Here is a 14,720-nt window from a genome sequence, read left to right on the forward strand (position 1 = left end):
TTCAAACAGGGGACATGGTTAAGGCTGTTGTCCCAAGAGGGAAATATCAAGGCGTTTGGTTTGGCGAAGTCGCATGTAGAAAGACTGGAAGTTTCGATATTAAAGGCAAGGACGGAAAGCGTATCGCACAAGGAATAAATTATAGATATGTCCAAGTCATTCAGCGATTTGACGGATATGCTTATGGAAAGGGGGTGGCGGAACTTGCGTAAGGTGCAATTCCTCCCCGTGCCTAAAGGCAGGGGCTTCCTTGCGTAAGTTTCGTGAAAAAATTATGCAGTTGACGAACTATACAGAATATGCGCTACGAGTTCTTCTTTTTTTAGGTGCGCTAGAAGAAGGAGAAAAAACAAATATAAAAGAAATTTCTCGTACGTTTTCCATTTCGGAAAACCACCTCAGTAAAATCGTATACGATCTCGGGAAGCTCGGCCTGATTGAAACGATTCGTGGAAGAAACGGTGGCATTCGCCTCGCTAAAAAACCAGAAGACATCCGCATTGGCGCTGTCGTTAGGCAAACGGAAGATAATTTATCGCTCGTTGAATGCTTTGCCGCTCACGGAAATGACTGCATTATTACACCCGTTTGCCAACTGAAACATGTGCTTCATGAAGCATTGCAAGCATTTTTACAAACGCTCGATGCCTATACACTTGCTGACTTATTACAAAATAAACAAACGTTAAAAACGTTCTTTCATTCCCCACGTTTGTAAACAACAAACACACATGCTAAAATAAGGGCAAATTGATAAAAAAGGAGCTTTCGTATGTTACAGACGATGTTATCGCAAGAAGTGATGACAAAAGCGGCTCAACGTCTCATGAAGCTTTTACCGTACAAAAAGCATAGCGACGTCATCAAGCGAGCATGGCAACTGTATCGAACAGGACATGTATATAATGTGACGGTAGAAAATGATGTACTAAAAGGGAAGGTGACAGACCGAGGGCATACGTATGAGCCTTCTTTTCGACTGAAACAAGCGGCTGGTTCGTCTTGTTCTTGCACAACAGTCGGATTATGTCCGCACAATGTTGCGTTATTTTTATATGCATACAATCAAATTGATGCAGTCGGGAATTTAATTAGAACATGGAAAGAACCAGCGACAAAACGAAAAAAAGCCGAAAGCAATGAAAAACAAAAAGACGTACAAGTGAAACAACAAACCGTTCAGCAACAGAAGCTAAACGAGAAAAATAGAAGCAATACGTCAAACAACGCAAATATCGTTGACGCGTGGTGGCAATCGTTTGAAGAAAAATATCGCCGCATCCCGCTATACAATATAACGGAAGAAGAACATATGCGCAGGCTCGTTCAATCGTTTTTCCCAACATTCGAACGTCCGACATCTAAAGCATCGTTTTTAGACCATTTATATTATGTCCATGCCGCCTTATTTACATTTATTAAACTTGTTCATATTCCGCAAAAATCATGGGGCTACTTCGCGATCATGCAAGAGCGGCATGTGGAACAATTTTCTTCAACCGTCCAACAAGCACTCAAAAATTTAGCGAAAAAACCGCGTACAAAAAGTCATGAACAACTTTTATACGCTACCATCCCATACGTAAGAAACGTATTGTCGGGCGAATTAACGTACTTTAGACAAATATTAGATGTATACGAAATCATATGGACAACCGTATTGACTGACGAAACATATCGCCAAGAGGAATGTACATGGGCGATTGAACAGTTAAACAAAAAGCAAACCGTAGAAGAAAAAATACCATTTATCGCTGCCGCTTCATACGTATCATTTTTGCTTAAAAACGATCAGCAAGCTTATCAGCTCATTGAACCGTTTCCATACTTAGCAACAGAACATATCGTCCGTTTTATGCATATGTCATTTGCGAAAAAGCAAATTCAACGTGGAGCTGATTGGTTTCATCGGCTCGAACAAAATGTGGAAACGTACTTATATTCGCTTCATATAACTGACCGTGAGTGGTTTGTTCAACATGTACTATCTGCCTATGTCCAATATCGTATCGCTACAAAAAATGAACAAACCGAACGGTACGAACAGCTTCTTCAAAAGCTGCTTCCGTACAGCTTTTATACGTACATCGATTACTTATTCGATGAACAAAAATGGAAAGAGCTTATTGAATTATATATGCTTGAAAAAACAACCGTCGACATGATTCATCCGCTCCATTTAAAAGCAGTCGAACAAGCGGATCCTTCGCTCGTTCTTCCGCTTTACCATCAAACGATTATGTATTACATCGAACAAAAAAATCGGAGCGCATACGAACAAGCAATCAAACATTTACGAAAACTACGGGCTCATTACCGTGCTTTAAAACAAATGTCGCGCTGGGAAGCGTATATCGCAACATTAGCTGAACAAACGAAACGATTACGTGCCTTTCAAGATTTATTACGGAAAGGGAAATTCATATGATGCAACTGGAATTACAAAGCCGCTGGCTTGAAGAACAAAAACAATTTTTCATTTATAGCGACGATACACACCCAAGTAATTGGAGAGGCATCGTTTTTTTATGGCATGAAGAAACGTTTTATGGCACATTCGCCCCTATCGAGACGATTGGGACACATATTGGCGTCCTTCTTTCGCCTTGGGAGGCGCTTACGTTTTTTGCCTATCCGTCGACGAGCGCATTGATCGAAGTTGCATGGGATGACCAAAGCAAACAGTTTCAAGCGTGGGCGAAACAAATCATTCATGATGTAGAACAAAAACAGCTCATGCCCGACTTTGAAGCATGGAAAAACGGGCGCTTCGGATGGAAAGGAACAGAAGCGGACGATCATCCGTTCGTATCCGTTTGGCGTTCAGAAGCAATCAATGACTGGATTCAATCAGACGTTGAGCTCAAACAAACGTGGCAACAAATCATTGAAACATATCCGCTTATTTCAGGCGACGCTACACCATTTATAGACGAGCATGACTGGCTCACCGAAATTGGCTGGGACAAAAACCGCCCGCCATTTATCGTCGCCATTCGTTTAAACGAACCAGAGGAAGATGGGGGAGCATGGTCGCTTGAAACGGTGCTCATCGACACAACAACAAACGACATCACCGTGTATCCGCAAATGCCAAAAGCTTGGGAGGCATACGCTAGCCATATTGAACGAGCTCAACAACGCTGGCAAACGATCGTTCCATGGCTAGGCGAAAATGGGGCGTTGCGCACGCAACTAAACGAAGAAGAAGCGTTGCGCTTTTTAGTGGAAGCGACAATCGAACTCACCGAAGCAGGCGTTCGCGTTATCGTGCCGGAATGGTGGGAAGTCGTCAAACAAGCGCGCCTTCGTGTAAAAGCACGAGTGAAATCATCGGCGACATCTGTATTCGGACTCAATGCACTCGTCGATTTCGACTGGCGCATCGCTACAAACGGCATCGAACTGACGGAGCAGCAATTCGCGGAACTCGTCGAACAAAAGCGCCGCCTCGTGCGCATTCGCGATCAATGGGTGCAACTTGACCCTGCCGTCATTCAACACGTACAAAAGCTGATGAAACGAGCGAAACAAGAAGGTTTATCGCTTCGTGACGTGCTGATGCAAACGCTCGCGGAAAAAACAAACGAACAACATGAAGACGATGAAGCGATTGACATTGAACTAAATCGCTCGTTTGCCACACTCGTACGAAAAATGAAAAACATTGACCATATCCCAAACGTCACCATTCCGAGCACGTTCCATGGCACGTTACGTCCATACCAACAGCGAGGCGTCGACTGGCTCATCTTTTTACGCCAGCTCGGTTTTGGTGGCTGTTTAGCAGACGATATGGGTCTTGGGAAAACGATACAAATGCTAGCCTATCTCGCCTATGTGAAAGAAAACGAGAAACGAAACGGCCCTGCTTTACTTATTTGTCCAACGAGCGTCATCGGCAATTGGCAAAAAGAATGTCAGCAATTCGTTCCGTCTTTAACCGTCTACGTTCATCACGGATCCACTCGTGGACATGGAGATACGTTTATCGAAAAAGCAAAAAGCTGTGATCTTGTCATTACATCATACAGTTTGGCGCATTTAGATTTCGACGACTTAGCTGGCATCGATTGGGATGTCATTTGTTTAGATGAAGCACAAAACATTAAAAATGCCCAAACGAAACAAGCGCGTGCCATTCGTAAACTAAAAGGGCGCCATAAAATTGCGCTCACCGGTACACCGATTGAAAATCGACTAAACGAACTTTGGAGCATCTTCCACTTTTTAAACCCGGGCTACTTAGGCTCACAAACAGAGTTTCAACGTCGCTTTGCAACGCCGATTGAAAAAAACGGAGACGCACAAGCAACGGAAAAACTACAAAAACTCATTCGTCCATTTTTATTGCGGCGAACGAAAACAGACGAGCGAATTGCGCTCGACTTGCCTGATAAACTCGAACAAAAAGAATATTGCCCGCTCACCGTCGAGCAAGCATCCTTATACGAACAAATTGTGCAACAGTCGCTTGAAAAACTCGAACAAGTCGATGGGTTTGCGCGACGCGGCATCATTTTACAAATGTTAAACAGCTTAAAACAACTATGCAACCATCCAGCACTATACTTAAAAGAAAAACATCCGAAGCAAATCGTCGAGCGATCGCATAAAGTAGAAAAGCTGCTTGAACTTGTCAAACAAATTCGCGAAAACGGGGAAAGTTGCTTAATCTTTACCCAGTACATTCAAATGGGCGAGATGATCCAACACCTTCTTTCTACGCATTTGAAAGAAACTGTCGTCTTTTTAAATGGAAGCACACCGAAACAAACACGCGATGAAATGATCGAACAATTTCAAAACGGGCAGTTTCATATATTCATTTTATCGCTCAAAGCGGGCGGGACAGGTCTAAACTTAACAGCCGCCAACCACGTCATTCATTTTGACCGTTGGTGGAATCCGGCTGTAGAAAACCAAGCGACAGACCGAGCGTATCGCATCGGGCAAACGAAATTTGTTCATGTGCATAAATTCATTACAACCGGGACGATTGAAGAAAAAATCGACGATATGCTTGAGAAAAAACAAGCGCTCAATGAACAGCTCATCCAAAGTGAAACGTGGATTACCGAACTGTCCAACGAACAATTGCGTGAACTATTTACGCTTTCATGAGGTGAAATATGGCAAAGAAAAAAGGAACGAAGCAACAAACATTATGGGAAAAACTGCTTGAACAAATGGCCAAAAAACTAGAAGAACGAAAAAAATAAACAGCCGACGCGACCGGCTGTTTATTTTTGAATATAGAACTTTCTCGATAACGTAAAGCTATATACAATCGGAATGACAAATAACGTTAAAAAGGTGCTGCTAATCAGTCCACCGATAACGGTAATCGCCATCGGCTGATTGAACTCCGCCCCGTCACCGAAGCCGAAAGCAAGCGGCAATAAACCTAAAATTGTCGTTAACGCCGTCATTAAAATCGGACGAAGACGAAGCTTGACCGCTGTGACAATAATGTCTCGCTCTCCGCGGGCGCGCAATTGATTCATGTAGCTAACAAGGACAATCGCATTGTTGACGACAATACCGGCAAGTACGATACCGCCGATAATGACCATGACGCTTACTGGCGTCTGCGTCAACAATAATCCGCCCGCAATTCCGACGATCATTAACGGAATCGTAAACATAATGATGAACGGATGTTTAAACGACTCAAACTGCGCCGCCATGACGAGATATACAAACGTAACCGCCAACCCAAACGCTAAAGCTAAATCATCAATGGACGACTCAAGCAACTCGCGATCGCCGCTAAAGACGATGTCCGTCTCAGCTGGAAGATCGAGCTTTGCGATTTCACGGTCGACAAGCGCCGATATGTCGCCAAGCGTCACCGAACTTTTATATTTCACAGTAAACTGAACAGCACTTTGTTCATCGATTCGCTGAATGCGAACAGGGCTTTTGCCGACCGAAACGGATGCAATATCCCCAAGTTTTACGAACGTACCGTCCGGTTTTTTCACAAGCAATTTTTTTATATGTTCAACCGAATGGTTCTCACGATCATCGTATTGAACGTTTACATCATATACGTTCGCGCTCGCATCAATGATGCGTGTCGCCGTCATTCCGCGCGTCATTTGTTGGGCAGCGATGGCGACTTGCGCTGGTGTAAGTCCATGTTGCAACGCTTTTTCTCGATCGATTTTCACTTGTATTTCATCGACCGTTTCTGATAAATCGGTTGACACTTCTTGCACTTGTTTTAACGACGTTAATCGTTTTTCAATTTGACTAACGACTTCTTTCAACCTTTTCTCATCCGTATCTTTTACGCTAAATGTTAACGTATTTGGCGCACTTCCGGTCGATGCTTGCAAGTTAAACGACACTTCCGCCGTTTTATTCACTTTTTTCACCGCTTGTTGCACAGGGGATTTTAACTCATCAACGACAACGAACACCGAGCGATCACGCTTATCTTTCGGCTTCATTTTGACATATATTTCCGCGACGTTGCTTTGCGTCGTACCACGAAACGATTGCTCTTGCGTTGAACCAATTAAGCTGACGTACGTATCGATATCATCCACTCGCTTTAATTCATGTTCAATCGCCGCCACAACGCGCTCTGTCGCTTGCAGCGAAGCACCGTCATCTGTTTGGACGCGAATCGAGAAAAACCCTTCATCAGCATTCGGCAAAAACTGCATACCGACGGTCGTTAAACTAAACACCCCCGCACCAAGCAAACCGAACGCGAGCAATAATACGACGAAACGATGACGCAACGACCATCGTACACTTCGCTCAAGCGCACGCATCGGGGCGGACGTTAAACGGGCTTCTTCGCGATACCGTCTGCGCGGGCGCAACCAACGGCTCGCAAGCATCGGCACAACCGTCAGCGCAACAAATAACGATGCTAGTAAACTAAACGCAATCGTTAGCGCAAACTCGGTAAATAAATCTCCAATTAAACCGGTAATAAATAATACCGGAATAAACACAGCTACACTCGTCAACGTCGATGCGACAATCGCGCTTCCGATTTCGCTTACCCCATCTTTCGCTGCTTCTTTCGGATCTTTTCCCATCGCTAAATGGCGGGAAATATTTTCAATAACGACAATCGAGTTGTCAACAAGCATCCCAATCCCAAGGGCTAATCCGCCAAGCGTCATAATATTTAGCGTAAAGTCGGAAAAATACATTAAAACAAACGTCACAATAACCGAATACGGAATAGCGATGCCGATAATGATCGGGCTTTTTATATTTCGCAAAAATACAAACAATACCGCCATCGCAAAAGCGCCACCTAAAACGAGCGATTGTGCGATGTTGCGAATCGTTCGCTGAATAAATTCCCCTTGGTCAAACAATATGTCGACATGTACGTCTTGAAATTGTTCTTTTTTCAACAATTTATCCAACTGCTTTTGAAACGCTGTAGATACTTCCGCTGTGTTCGCATCTGCCTTTTGCAGCACGCTCATTAACACGGATGGCTTTTCGTTCGTTCTCGTAATCGTTTGTTGCTCGTCTGGAACGAGTTCAACGCTCGCTACATCTTGCAAACGAACGCGCTTATTTGTCATAGGGTCGATCAAAAGAACGAGATTTTTTAATTCATCGACAGACTGTACCGTGCTTAAAATGCGTGTCGATAGTTGCCGATCGTCGATGACGACCGTTTCCCCTGGCAACGACACGTTGTTAGCCGAAATGAAATTCACAACGTCTTGTTGGGAAAGTCGGTACGTTTGAAGCTTATTTGGATCGACGACTACGCGCACATGTTTCGTAAACGTTCCTGATACGTTGACGCTAGCTACTCCTTCCGTTTTGGCCAGCTCTGCTTTCAACTGTTGCGCCAACGTCTTCAGCTGTTCATGTTCCTTTTCCGTCGTCAACGTCAGTTGGATGACAGGAAACTGCGACGGGTCAAACTTTAAAAATCGCGGCTTTGACACGTCATCAGGAAGAGGCGCTTGATCAATACGCTGCATGACATCATTTTGGATGTCATCAATTACTGTCGTCCATGAAAACTGTAATAAGATGAGTGTCGAGCCTTCTTGCGACGTCGAAGTCATCGTCTTTAGCCCCGGCAACGTCGCTAAGCTGCTTTCTAACGGCTTCGTCACTTTCTCTAACACTTCCGTCGGCCCCGCTCCCGGATACGTTGCTACAACGACACCGACAGGGGGTTGAATATCAGGAATTAACTTCATCGGAATATTCAACAAAGATACCGCCCCTAAAAGAATGACGATCACCATCGATACGAACGTCAACACCGGGCGCCGAATCGAAAAATGGCTAATGTTCATAACTTGTCTGTTCACCGTCCTATTTTTTGTTCTACTGTTAGGGTAGCGAACAGAACAGCGAGTGTCAAACTTTATGTAAAAAAATAATCGGTCAAGTCATGACCGATTATTTTTTCTTCATAAATGTTTCTTGTTTAAACGACCGCAATAAGGAAAACATCATGAAAAGCATGATGATTGTAAACGGAAAGGCGGCGATAATCGACGCAGTTTGCAGCGCCTGTAATCCGCCTGTCCAAAGTAAAATGATGGCGGTCGCGGACTGAATGATTCCCCAAGTCAATTTAACAGAGTTTGATGGATTTAAACTTCCATTTGTCGTCTGCATTCCTAGCACAAATGTCGCCGAATCGGCTGATGTAACGAAAAACGTACAAATGAGTAAAATCGCTAACCCCGATAAAATCGTGCTCAATGGGAAATGTTTAAAAACAGAAAAGAGCGCCATCTCAATGCCTGACTCATTCATCGTTTCCATAATGTCTGCCCCCTCAAACATTTCTAAATACAGGGCAGATCCGCCAAACACAGAGAACCATAGGGCGCTAAAAATCGTCGGAACGAGCAATACACCAATCATAAACTCTCGCACCGTCCGTCCCCGCGACACGCGCGCAATGAATGAGCCAACAAACGGAGCCCAAGCAATCCACCATGCCCAGTAAAAAATAGTCCAAACACGCGGCCATTCACTTTGTTCAAATGGACTTAACCGTAAACTCATAGACGGTAAATTTTGAATATACGATCCAATCGTTGTCGTAAATACATCCATAATAAAGTTTGTCGGTCCTGCAAACAACAAGAAAAACATCAAAAGCACTGCAAGCCTCACATTCGTATCACTTAATATTTTAATGCCTTTATTCAATCCTGTTTGGGCTGACAACATAAATAATACCGTAACGACAATGATAACGACGAGCTGTGTCGCAAAACTGTTTGGTATACTTGGAGAGAGGTGAGACAATCCCCCACTAATTTGAATCGCCCCTAATCCAAGTGAAGTCGCTACACCGAAAACGGTCGCATAAACCGCTAACGTATCGACAGCAATCCCCGTTAATCCATTTACACGCTCACCCAACACAGGACGCAGTACGCGGCTAATCACTCCTGGCTCTTTTTTTCTAAACTGGAAATAAGCTAACGCTAGCGCGACAACCGCATAAATCGCCCACGGGTGCAATCCCCAATGGAAAAACGCATATCGCATCGCTACACGAGCAGCTTCTGCTGTTTCTGCTTCACCAACAGGTGGGCTGTAAAAATGATACATCGGTTCAGCCACTCCCCAAAACACTAACCCGATTCCCATACCGGCACTAAACAACATGCCAAACCACGTTCGATAACGATACTCCGGTTTTTCATCGTCCGCTCCCAGCCGAATGTTTCCATATTTTGAAAAGATCATAACGAAACAGAAGACGAGAAAAGCCGTTGCGGCTAGTAAATAAAACCAACCAAGCTTGTACACTAGAAAATTTTGTATGTCGCCACTCACTTTCGCCAAATGAAATTGTGGCAATACACTTTCCGGGATCACTCCCCAACCAATAAATAACAATGCGATGACGATAGAAATGTAAAAAACAGGTGTTGTTTTCCGCATCCAATCCCTCCTTCATTTTATATGCCTTATGGGGATCGTGTTAGCGTCTTCGGGTGTTAATGAAGCATGTATATTAGCATGGTAACAAAATGGAAAAGAGAAGTCAAAACATACGACTTCTCTTTTCTATGATGTATGTTTCTCGTGCCAACGCCATGCGCTTGCGATAATGTCTTCGAGCGAACGTGTCGCTTTCCAGCCAAGTTCACGAGCAATTTTTTCAGACGAAGCGACGAGTCGAGCCGGATCTCCTGGACGACGCTCCGTATATTCGATCGTCGCCTGTTTCCCCGTCACACGCTCGCACATATCGATCACTTCTTTAACCGAATAACCGAGCCCGTTGCCAAGATTGTATGTCGCTGTCTTTTTCTCGTCCGAAAGAAGGGCGTGCAACGCGAGAATGTGCGCCTCCGCTAAATCGGTCACATGAATGTAATCGCGAATACATGTGCCATCTGGCGTATCGTAATCTGTGCCAAACACCGAAATTTTATCGCACATCCCGAGCAAATGTTGCAAAATAAGCGGAATTAAATGCGTTTCCGGATGATGGTCTTCCCCAATGTCCCCGCTTTCATGCGCACCTGCCGCGTTGAAATAGCGCAACACGACGTAACGTAAATCGTACGCCGAGGCAAAGTCTGAAAGCATATGCTCGATCATTAATTTCGAGCGACCGTACGGATTAATTGGGTTTGTCGGGCAATCTTCCGTAATAAGATCAACGTTTGGAATGCCGTATACAGCCGCTGTCGATGAGAAAATAAAACGTTTGACACCATATTCCATCATCGTTTCCAATAATGTCAGCGTCGCTGCGACATTGTTTTTATAATATTTCATCGGCTCAACGACCGACTCGCCTACTAAACTATTTGCCGCAAAATGCATCACCGCATCGATCGGATATTTTTCAAATATGCGTACAAGCGTCGCCCGATCGCCTAAATCGCCATGAACGAACACCGCTCGTTTGTCCACGAGATGACGATGCCCTGTCGATAAATTATCGAGCACGACGATCGGCTTCGTTTCAACTAATTTCTTTACCACATGGCTGCCGATATATCCTGCACCACCAACGACCAAAATCATAAAGAAACTCCTTTCATCGCAATCTATTTTCATATTACTACACATATATGGAAAAATCGATAAAAACTACGCCCTTTTTCTTCCTTATTTGACTGACTTTCGTCCGATCGAATAATATTCGATCGCATATGTTTTCACATCATCAAGCGCATAACAATTGCGCCCATCAAAAATAATCGGCGTTTTCATTTGCTTAACGTATACAGATAAGTCCAGCTGGCGAAATTCATCCCATTCCGTTAAAATCATTGCCGCATCCGCACGTTCGAGCGCCTGTTCTACCCGGTCTGCATATATGACTTCTTTCGGCAACACATGTGCCGCTTTCCCCATCGCAATCGGGTCATATGCAACGACGGTCGCCTGTTCCGCAAGCAGCTCGCGCGCAACGACAAGCGATGCAGCTTCCCGCATATCGTCTGTATTTGGCTTAAACGATAAACCGAGAAGAGCCACTCGTTTTCCGGCGAGACGACCAAACCGCTCTTTCGCTTTCTCAATGAGCTTTCGTTGTTGCTTGTTGTTCACTTCAATGACCGCTTTTAACAGCTCAAAATGATGATCGATATTTGCTGCAATTTTCGCCAATGCTTTCGTATCTTTCGGAAAACAAGAGCCTCCATAACCGATGCCAGCGCGCAAAAACGAGGAACCGATGCGCGCATCCATCCCCATGCCAGCCGCCACTTGTTCAATGTCCGCGCCAACTTTTTCACATATGTTCGCAATTTCATTAATAAAGCTAATTTTCGTTGCTAAAAAGGCGTTTGACGCATATTTAATCATTTCTGCACTGCGAATATCAGTGTGAAAAATCGGAATGCCAAACGGCCGATGAATATCGGCAACGACCGATGCTGCCCGTTCATCATCCGCCCCGATCACGATGCGATCGCCATGAAACGTATCGTGAATGGCAGAACCTTCCCGTAAAAATTCCGGGTTCGACACGACTTCGATACGTACATGTGGAGCAAGCTCCGCAAACATGCGCTTCATTTCGTGATTCGTCCCGATCGGCACCGTACTTTTTGTCACAACGATGACATCTTTCGTTACCGCCGCCGCAATGTCTTTCACCGCTTGCTTTAAATATGTTAAATCCGCAAAGCCATCTTCATTTTCAGGCGTGCCGACCGCCACATAAATGACGTCTGCCTCCCGAAATGCACTCGCACCGTCCGTCGTAAAAAACAATCGCCCAGCGTCCATATTTTCTTTCATAAACGGCTCAATACCCGGCTCATAAATTGGAGAAATCCCTTGGCGCAAGCAATCCACTTTTTCTTTATCGACATCCACGCACGTCACCCGATGCCCAATATGCGCAAGCGCCACACCTGTCACTAAGCCCACATATCCTGTTCCGACAACGACAATGTTCATAGCCAACCTCCGTGCTTTTTTTTCAGTTTACACAAATGTGAGCGTATTTGCACGATACGGCTATCGAAAAAATGAAAGATCCCTCTTATAAAAACATAGAAATTTGTCTATCATTATAGTAAAAGAAAAGGAGGAGAAAGTGTTGCAGAAAAAACAAACCGTCTACCAATTAAAAATCGCCTTGCGTGGTATTCGTCCTCCCATTTGGCGACGTGTACTTATTCCAAGCAATATTACATTCGATCAACTTCATCTGATCATTCAAGAAGCGATGGGATGGGGAAACTATCATTTGTATCAATTTGACACGGAAGATGCGATCATCGATGTACCGCATCCAGATGATTTTTTTATACACCCTCGGAAAGATATGCTTGATTCTCGAAAAGTGCGGATAAAAACATATTTAAGTCAAGAAAAAGACAAAGTTTTATATACGTATGACTTTGGCGACAATTGGGAGCATATCGTTACATTAGAAAAAATTGAAAAACGAATGGAACCGTTGACACATCCTGTTTGCATTAAAGGAAAACGAGCATGCCCACCAGAAGATGTCGGTGGCGTTTGGGGGTACCAAGATGTAATCGATATGATGCAAAACGATACAAGAAAACAAGAACGGGAAGAGTTTCTCGAGTGGTATGATGAATGGTACGGAGATGACTTTGATCCAGAATATTTTGATATAGAGGAAGTAAATAGAAGACTAGCAACAATCAAATTCAAATAAATGCATTTTTTAGGACTGACTCAAAAGTCCGCTTTTTAGTGGTCTTTTCGGTCAGCCCCTTCTCTGTATCTCCAAATGCTCCTTTAACCGTTGTGAAATGCCTGAGTGGGGCGTGACAGGCACCGTTACATTACAATCCGATATTTAAATGTTTCTTTAATTGGTTGGATATCATTTCCCTTTCTTCCTCAGGGACAATGAAGTAGTAAATGCCATTCATTTTTTGACCTTTTCCTTGCATTTGGAGTTGTTCTATATGATGGCGAGCCTCTTTGTAATTCGCTTGAATTTGCTTCATTTCGTCAAACGTCATATTCGTCCTTACATTTTTCCCAATGGCTTCAAGTATATCGCTATAGTTGACTAGAGAAGAAAGGCTCGCCCCTTTTTTAATAATAGCCGCAATCACTTGCTTTTGGCGATCTTGTCTTCCGAAATCACCGCGCGGATCATCATAGCGCATGCGCGTATATTTTAAAGCACGATCCCCATCTAAAGTAATTTCACCTTTTGGGAAAGATTCTCCTTCATAATTAAAGGCAAAAGGATTACTTACCGTTACACCGCCAACCGCATCAACGATATCCTTGAAACCTTCCATATTGACTTTTATATAATAGTCAATTGGAATATGTAAAAACTGCTCAACCGTTGCAATCGTCATTTCCACCCCGCCAAAAGCATACGAGTGGTTAATTTTATCCTCTTTTCCTTTTCCGACAATCGCTGTGCGAGTATCGCGCGGAATGCTCAGCATTTTAATCGATTGCTCTTTCGGATTTAACGTGACGACAATTAACGAATCTGCTCGTCCACGATCGTTTTTACGTTCATCTACCCCGATAAGCAAAAAGGATATCGGCTCACCTTTTCCGAGCGATAACTCATTCTCTCGCTGTTCCGAACGTTCTCGCTCAATCGGCTCATGCATCTCATTTATTGTTTCCTTGAACTTACCGTACATCGAAAAAGCATACGCTCCCGCTATGATAAAAAGTAGCACAACAATAGCTATAATCTTATAACGTATTTTTCCACCTTTGTTTGCTTCCATTTCTATCTTCCCTTTATGTATGCTGAGATATCATTCAAGTGTAGCGTACCATATGGAAACAAAAAGGACAAGGGGAATAGCGTCAAAAAGTCGCTGAAACACATTATTCAGCAACCGTCAGACGCTTCCTCGCCTCATCAGTAAGCACTAAATATGAACGGGATTTACCGTCCTCTCACAGCCAAAAACGCAATGAGCAACAATCATTTTTTCAGTTATTGCTGAAAGAAAGGCATAGCGATGACCTTTTTATGATTCATTTCTTTTGAACACTTGCTTTAATTGTTGAGCAAGCTCTTGCACCATCTCTTTCGCGGTCATATGAGTCGACAACTCCCCGCGCTGGCATGCTTGAAGTAAAATATGCTTGAACTTTTCTGTTTCTATTGAAAGAGAAATATACGGACCGATTCCTCGTGCTTGTGTTGGACAATGCGCGTATTCATCATACCAAGATGGTGCAAGCCTTTCTTGATGGCGAGGAAGGCGATGCTTTTCATTTCATCTTTTTGCCACCGTATTCTCCATAGTTAA

General features: G+C 43.8%; 11 protein-coding genes and 1 pseudogene. 6 read left to right on the forward strand and 6 right to left on the reverse strand.

Going from position 1 to position 14,720, the window contains the following annotated elements; translation table 11 throughout:
• The 4 genes and pseudogenes from BM213_RS11710 to BM213_RS11725 form a co-directional block, all read left to right on the forward strand.
• A pseudogene (locus tag BM213_RS11710) lies at positions 1–212 on the forward strand (RNA-guided endonuclease IscB); the annotation flags it as partial.
• A 62-nt stretch (positions 213–274) separates the two neighbouring features.
• The gene (locus BM213_RS11715; RefSeq protein WP_043967408.1) at positions 275–718 is read left to right on the forward strand and encodes an Rrf2 family transcriptional regulator; all 444 of its coding nucleotides are present in this window, start codon (positions 275–277) and stop codon (positions 716–718) included.
• 54 nt (positions 719–772) lie between these two features.
• Complete coding sequence (locus tag BM213_RS11720) at positions 773–2,428, forward strand: SWIM zinc finger family protein (protein WP_091704365.1); 1,656 nt, start codon at positions 773–775, stop codon at positions 2,426–2,428.
• Positions 2,428–5,124 (forward strand): DEAD/DEAH box helicase, encoded by a 2,697-nt coding sequence (locus BM213_RS11725; protein ID WP_425265930.1) that lies wholly within the window; start codon positions 2,428–2,430, stop codon positions 5,122–5,124. Before BM213_RS11720 ends, BM213_RS11725 begins: the two co-directional genes overlap by 1 nt.
• A gap of 119 nt (positions 5,125–5,243) precedes the next feature.
• On the opposite strand, the gene BM213_RS11730 is transcribed toward BM213_RS11725, so the two are convergent.
• From BM213_RS11730 to BM213_RS11745, 4 genes are all read right to left on the reverse strand, one after another.
• Positions 5,244–8,300, reverse strand: a complete 3,057-nt coding sequence (locus BM213_RS11730) for an efflux RND transporter permease subunit (RefSeq protein ID WP_091704370.1) — start codon at positions 8,298–8,300, stop codon at positions 5,244–5,246.
• Between the two features lie 106 nt (positions 8,301–8,406).
• On the reverse strand, positions 8,407–9,915 hold the full coding sequence (locus BM213_RS11735; protein WP_091704372.1) for a glycine betaine uptake BCCT transporter: 1,509 nt from the start codon (positions 9,913–9,915) through the stop codon (positions 8,407–8,409).
• 126 nt (positions 9,916–10,041) lie between these two features.
• Positions 10,042–11,013, reverse strand: a complete 972-nt coding sequence (gene galE / locus BM213_RS11740) for a UDP-glucose 4-epimerase GalE (protein WP_091704374.1) — start codon at positions 11,011–11,013, stop codon at positions 10,042–10,044.
• 84 nt (positions 11,014–11,097) lie between these two features.
• Entirely contained in the window at positions 11,098–12,399 is a 1,302-nt protein-coding gene (locus BM213_RS11745) for a UDP-glucose dehydrogenase family protein (RefSeq protein ID WP_091704377.1), read from the reverse strand.
• 139 nt (positions 12,400–12,538) lie between these two features.
• Here BM213_RS11745 and BM213_RS11750 point away from each other — a divergent pair, with 139 nt between their 5' ends.
• Positions 12,539–13,132, forward strand: coding sequence for a plasmid pRiA4b ORF-3 family protein (locus tag BM213_RS11750; RefSeq protein ID WP_091704379.1), 594 nt, complete (start codon positions 12,539–12,541; stop codon positions 13,130–13,132).
• Positions 13,133–13,262: 130 nt separating this feature from the next.
• Here BM213_RS11750 and tagU read toward each other — a convergent pair whose 3' ends face one another.
• Positions 13,263–14,186, reverse strand: a complete 924-nt coding sequence (gene tagU, locus BM213_RS11755; protein ID WP_091704382.1) for a polyisoprenyl-teichoic acid--peptidoglycan teichoic acid transferase TagU — start codon at positions 14,184–14,186, stop codon at positions 13,263–13,265.
• A 249-nt stretch (positions 14,187–14,435) separates the two neighbouring features.
• Positions 14,436–14,597 carry a YwzD family small protein gene (locus BM213_RS15380; RefSeq protein WP_482746373.1) on the reverse strand — a complete coding sequence of 54 codons (162 nt, stop codon included), beginning with the start codon at positions 14,595–14,597 and terminating at the stop codon, positions 14,436–14,438.
• An 11-nt stretch (positions 14,598–14,608) separates the two neighbouring features.
• Here BM213_RS15380 and BM213_RS11760 point away from each other — a divergent pair, with 11 nt between their 5' ends.
• Positions 14,609–14,716 (forward strand): transposase, encoded by a 108-nt coding sequence (locus tag BM213_RS11760; RefSeq protein ID WP_244149272.1) that lies wholly within the window; start codon positions 14,609–14,611, stop codon positions 14,714–14,716.
• Positions 14,717–14,720: the final 4 nt, after the last annotated feature.

It is taken from the genome of Anoxybacillus pushchinoensis, assembly GCF_900111795.1.
Taxonomy (GTDB): domain Bacteria; phylum Bacillota; class Bacilli; order Bacillales; family Anoxybacillaceae; genus Anoxybacillus; species Anoxybacillus pushchinoensis.

Bases quoted from the DNA above. Each gene is read 5' to 3' on its own strand.
- BM213_RS11720 (WP_091704365.1), top strand. From the start codon at position 773: ATGTTACAGACGATGTTATCGCAAGAAGTGATGACAAAAGCGGCTCAA.
- BM213_RS11725 (WP_425265930.1), top strand. From the start codon at position 2,428: ATGCAACTGGAATTACAAAGCCGCTGGCTTGAAGAACAAAAACAATTT.
- BM213_RS11715 (WP_043967408.1), top strand. From the start codon at position 275: ATGCAGTTGACGAACTATACAGAATATGCGCTACGAGTTCTTCTTTTT.
- BM213_RS11735 (WP_091704372.1), bottom strand. From the start codon at position 9,915: ATGCGGAAAACAACACCTGTTTTTTACATTTCTATCGTCATCGCATTG.
- tagU (WP_091704382.1), bottom strand. From the start codon at position 14,186: ATGGAAGCAAACAAAGGTGGAAAAATACGTTATAAGATTATAGCTATT.
- galE (WP_091704374.1), bottom strand. From the start codon at position 11,013: ATGATTTTGGTCGTTGGTGGTGCAGGATATATCGGCAGCCATGTGGTA.
- BM213_RS11745 (WP_091704377.1), bottom strand. From the start codon at position 12,399: ATGAACATTGTCGTTGTCGGAACAGGATATGTGGGCTTAGTGACAGGT.
- BM213_RS11730 (WP_091704370.1), bottom strand. From the start codon at position 8,300: ATGAACATTAGCCATTTTTCGATTCGGCGCCCGGTGTTGACGTTCGTA.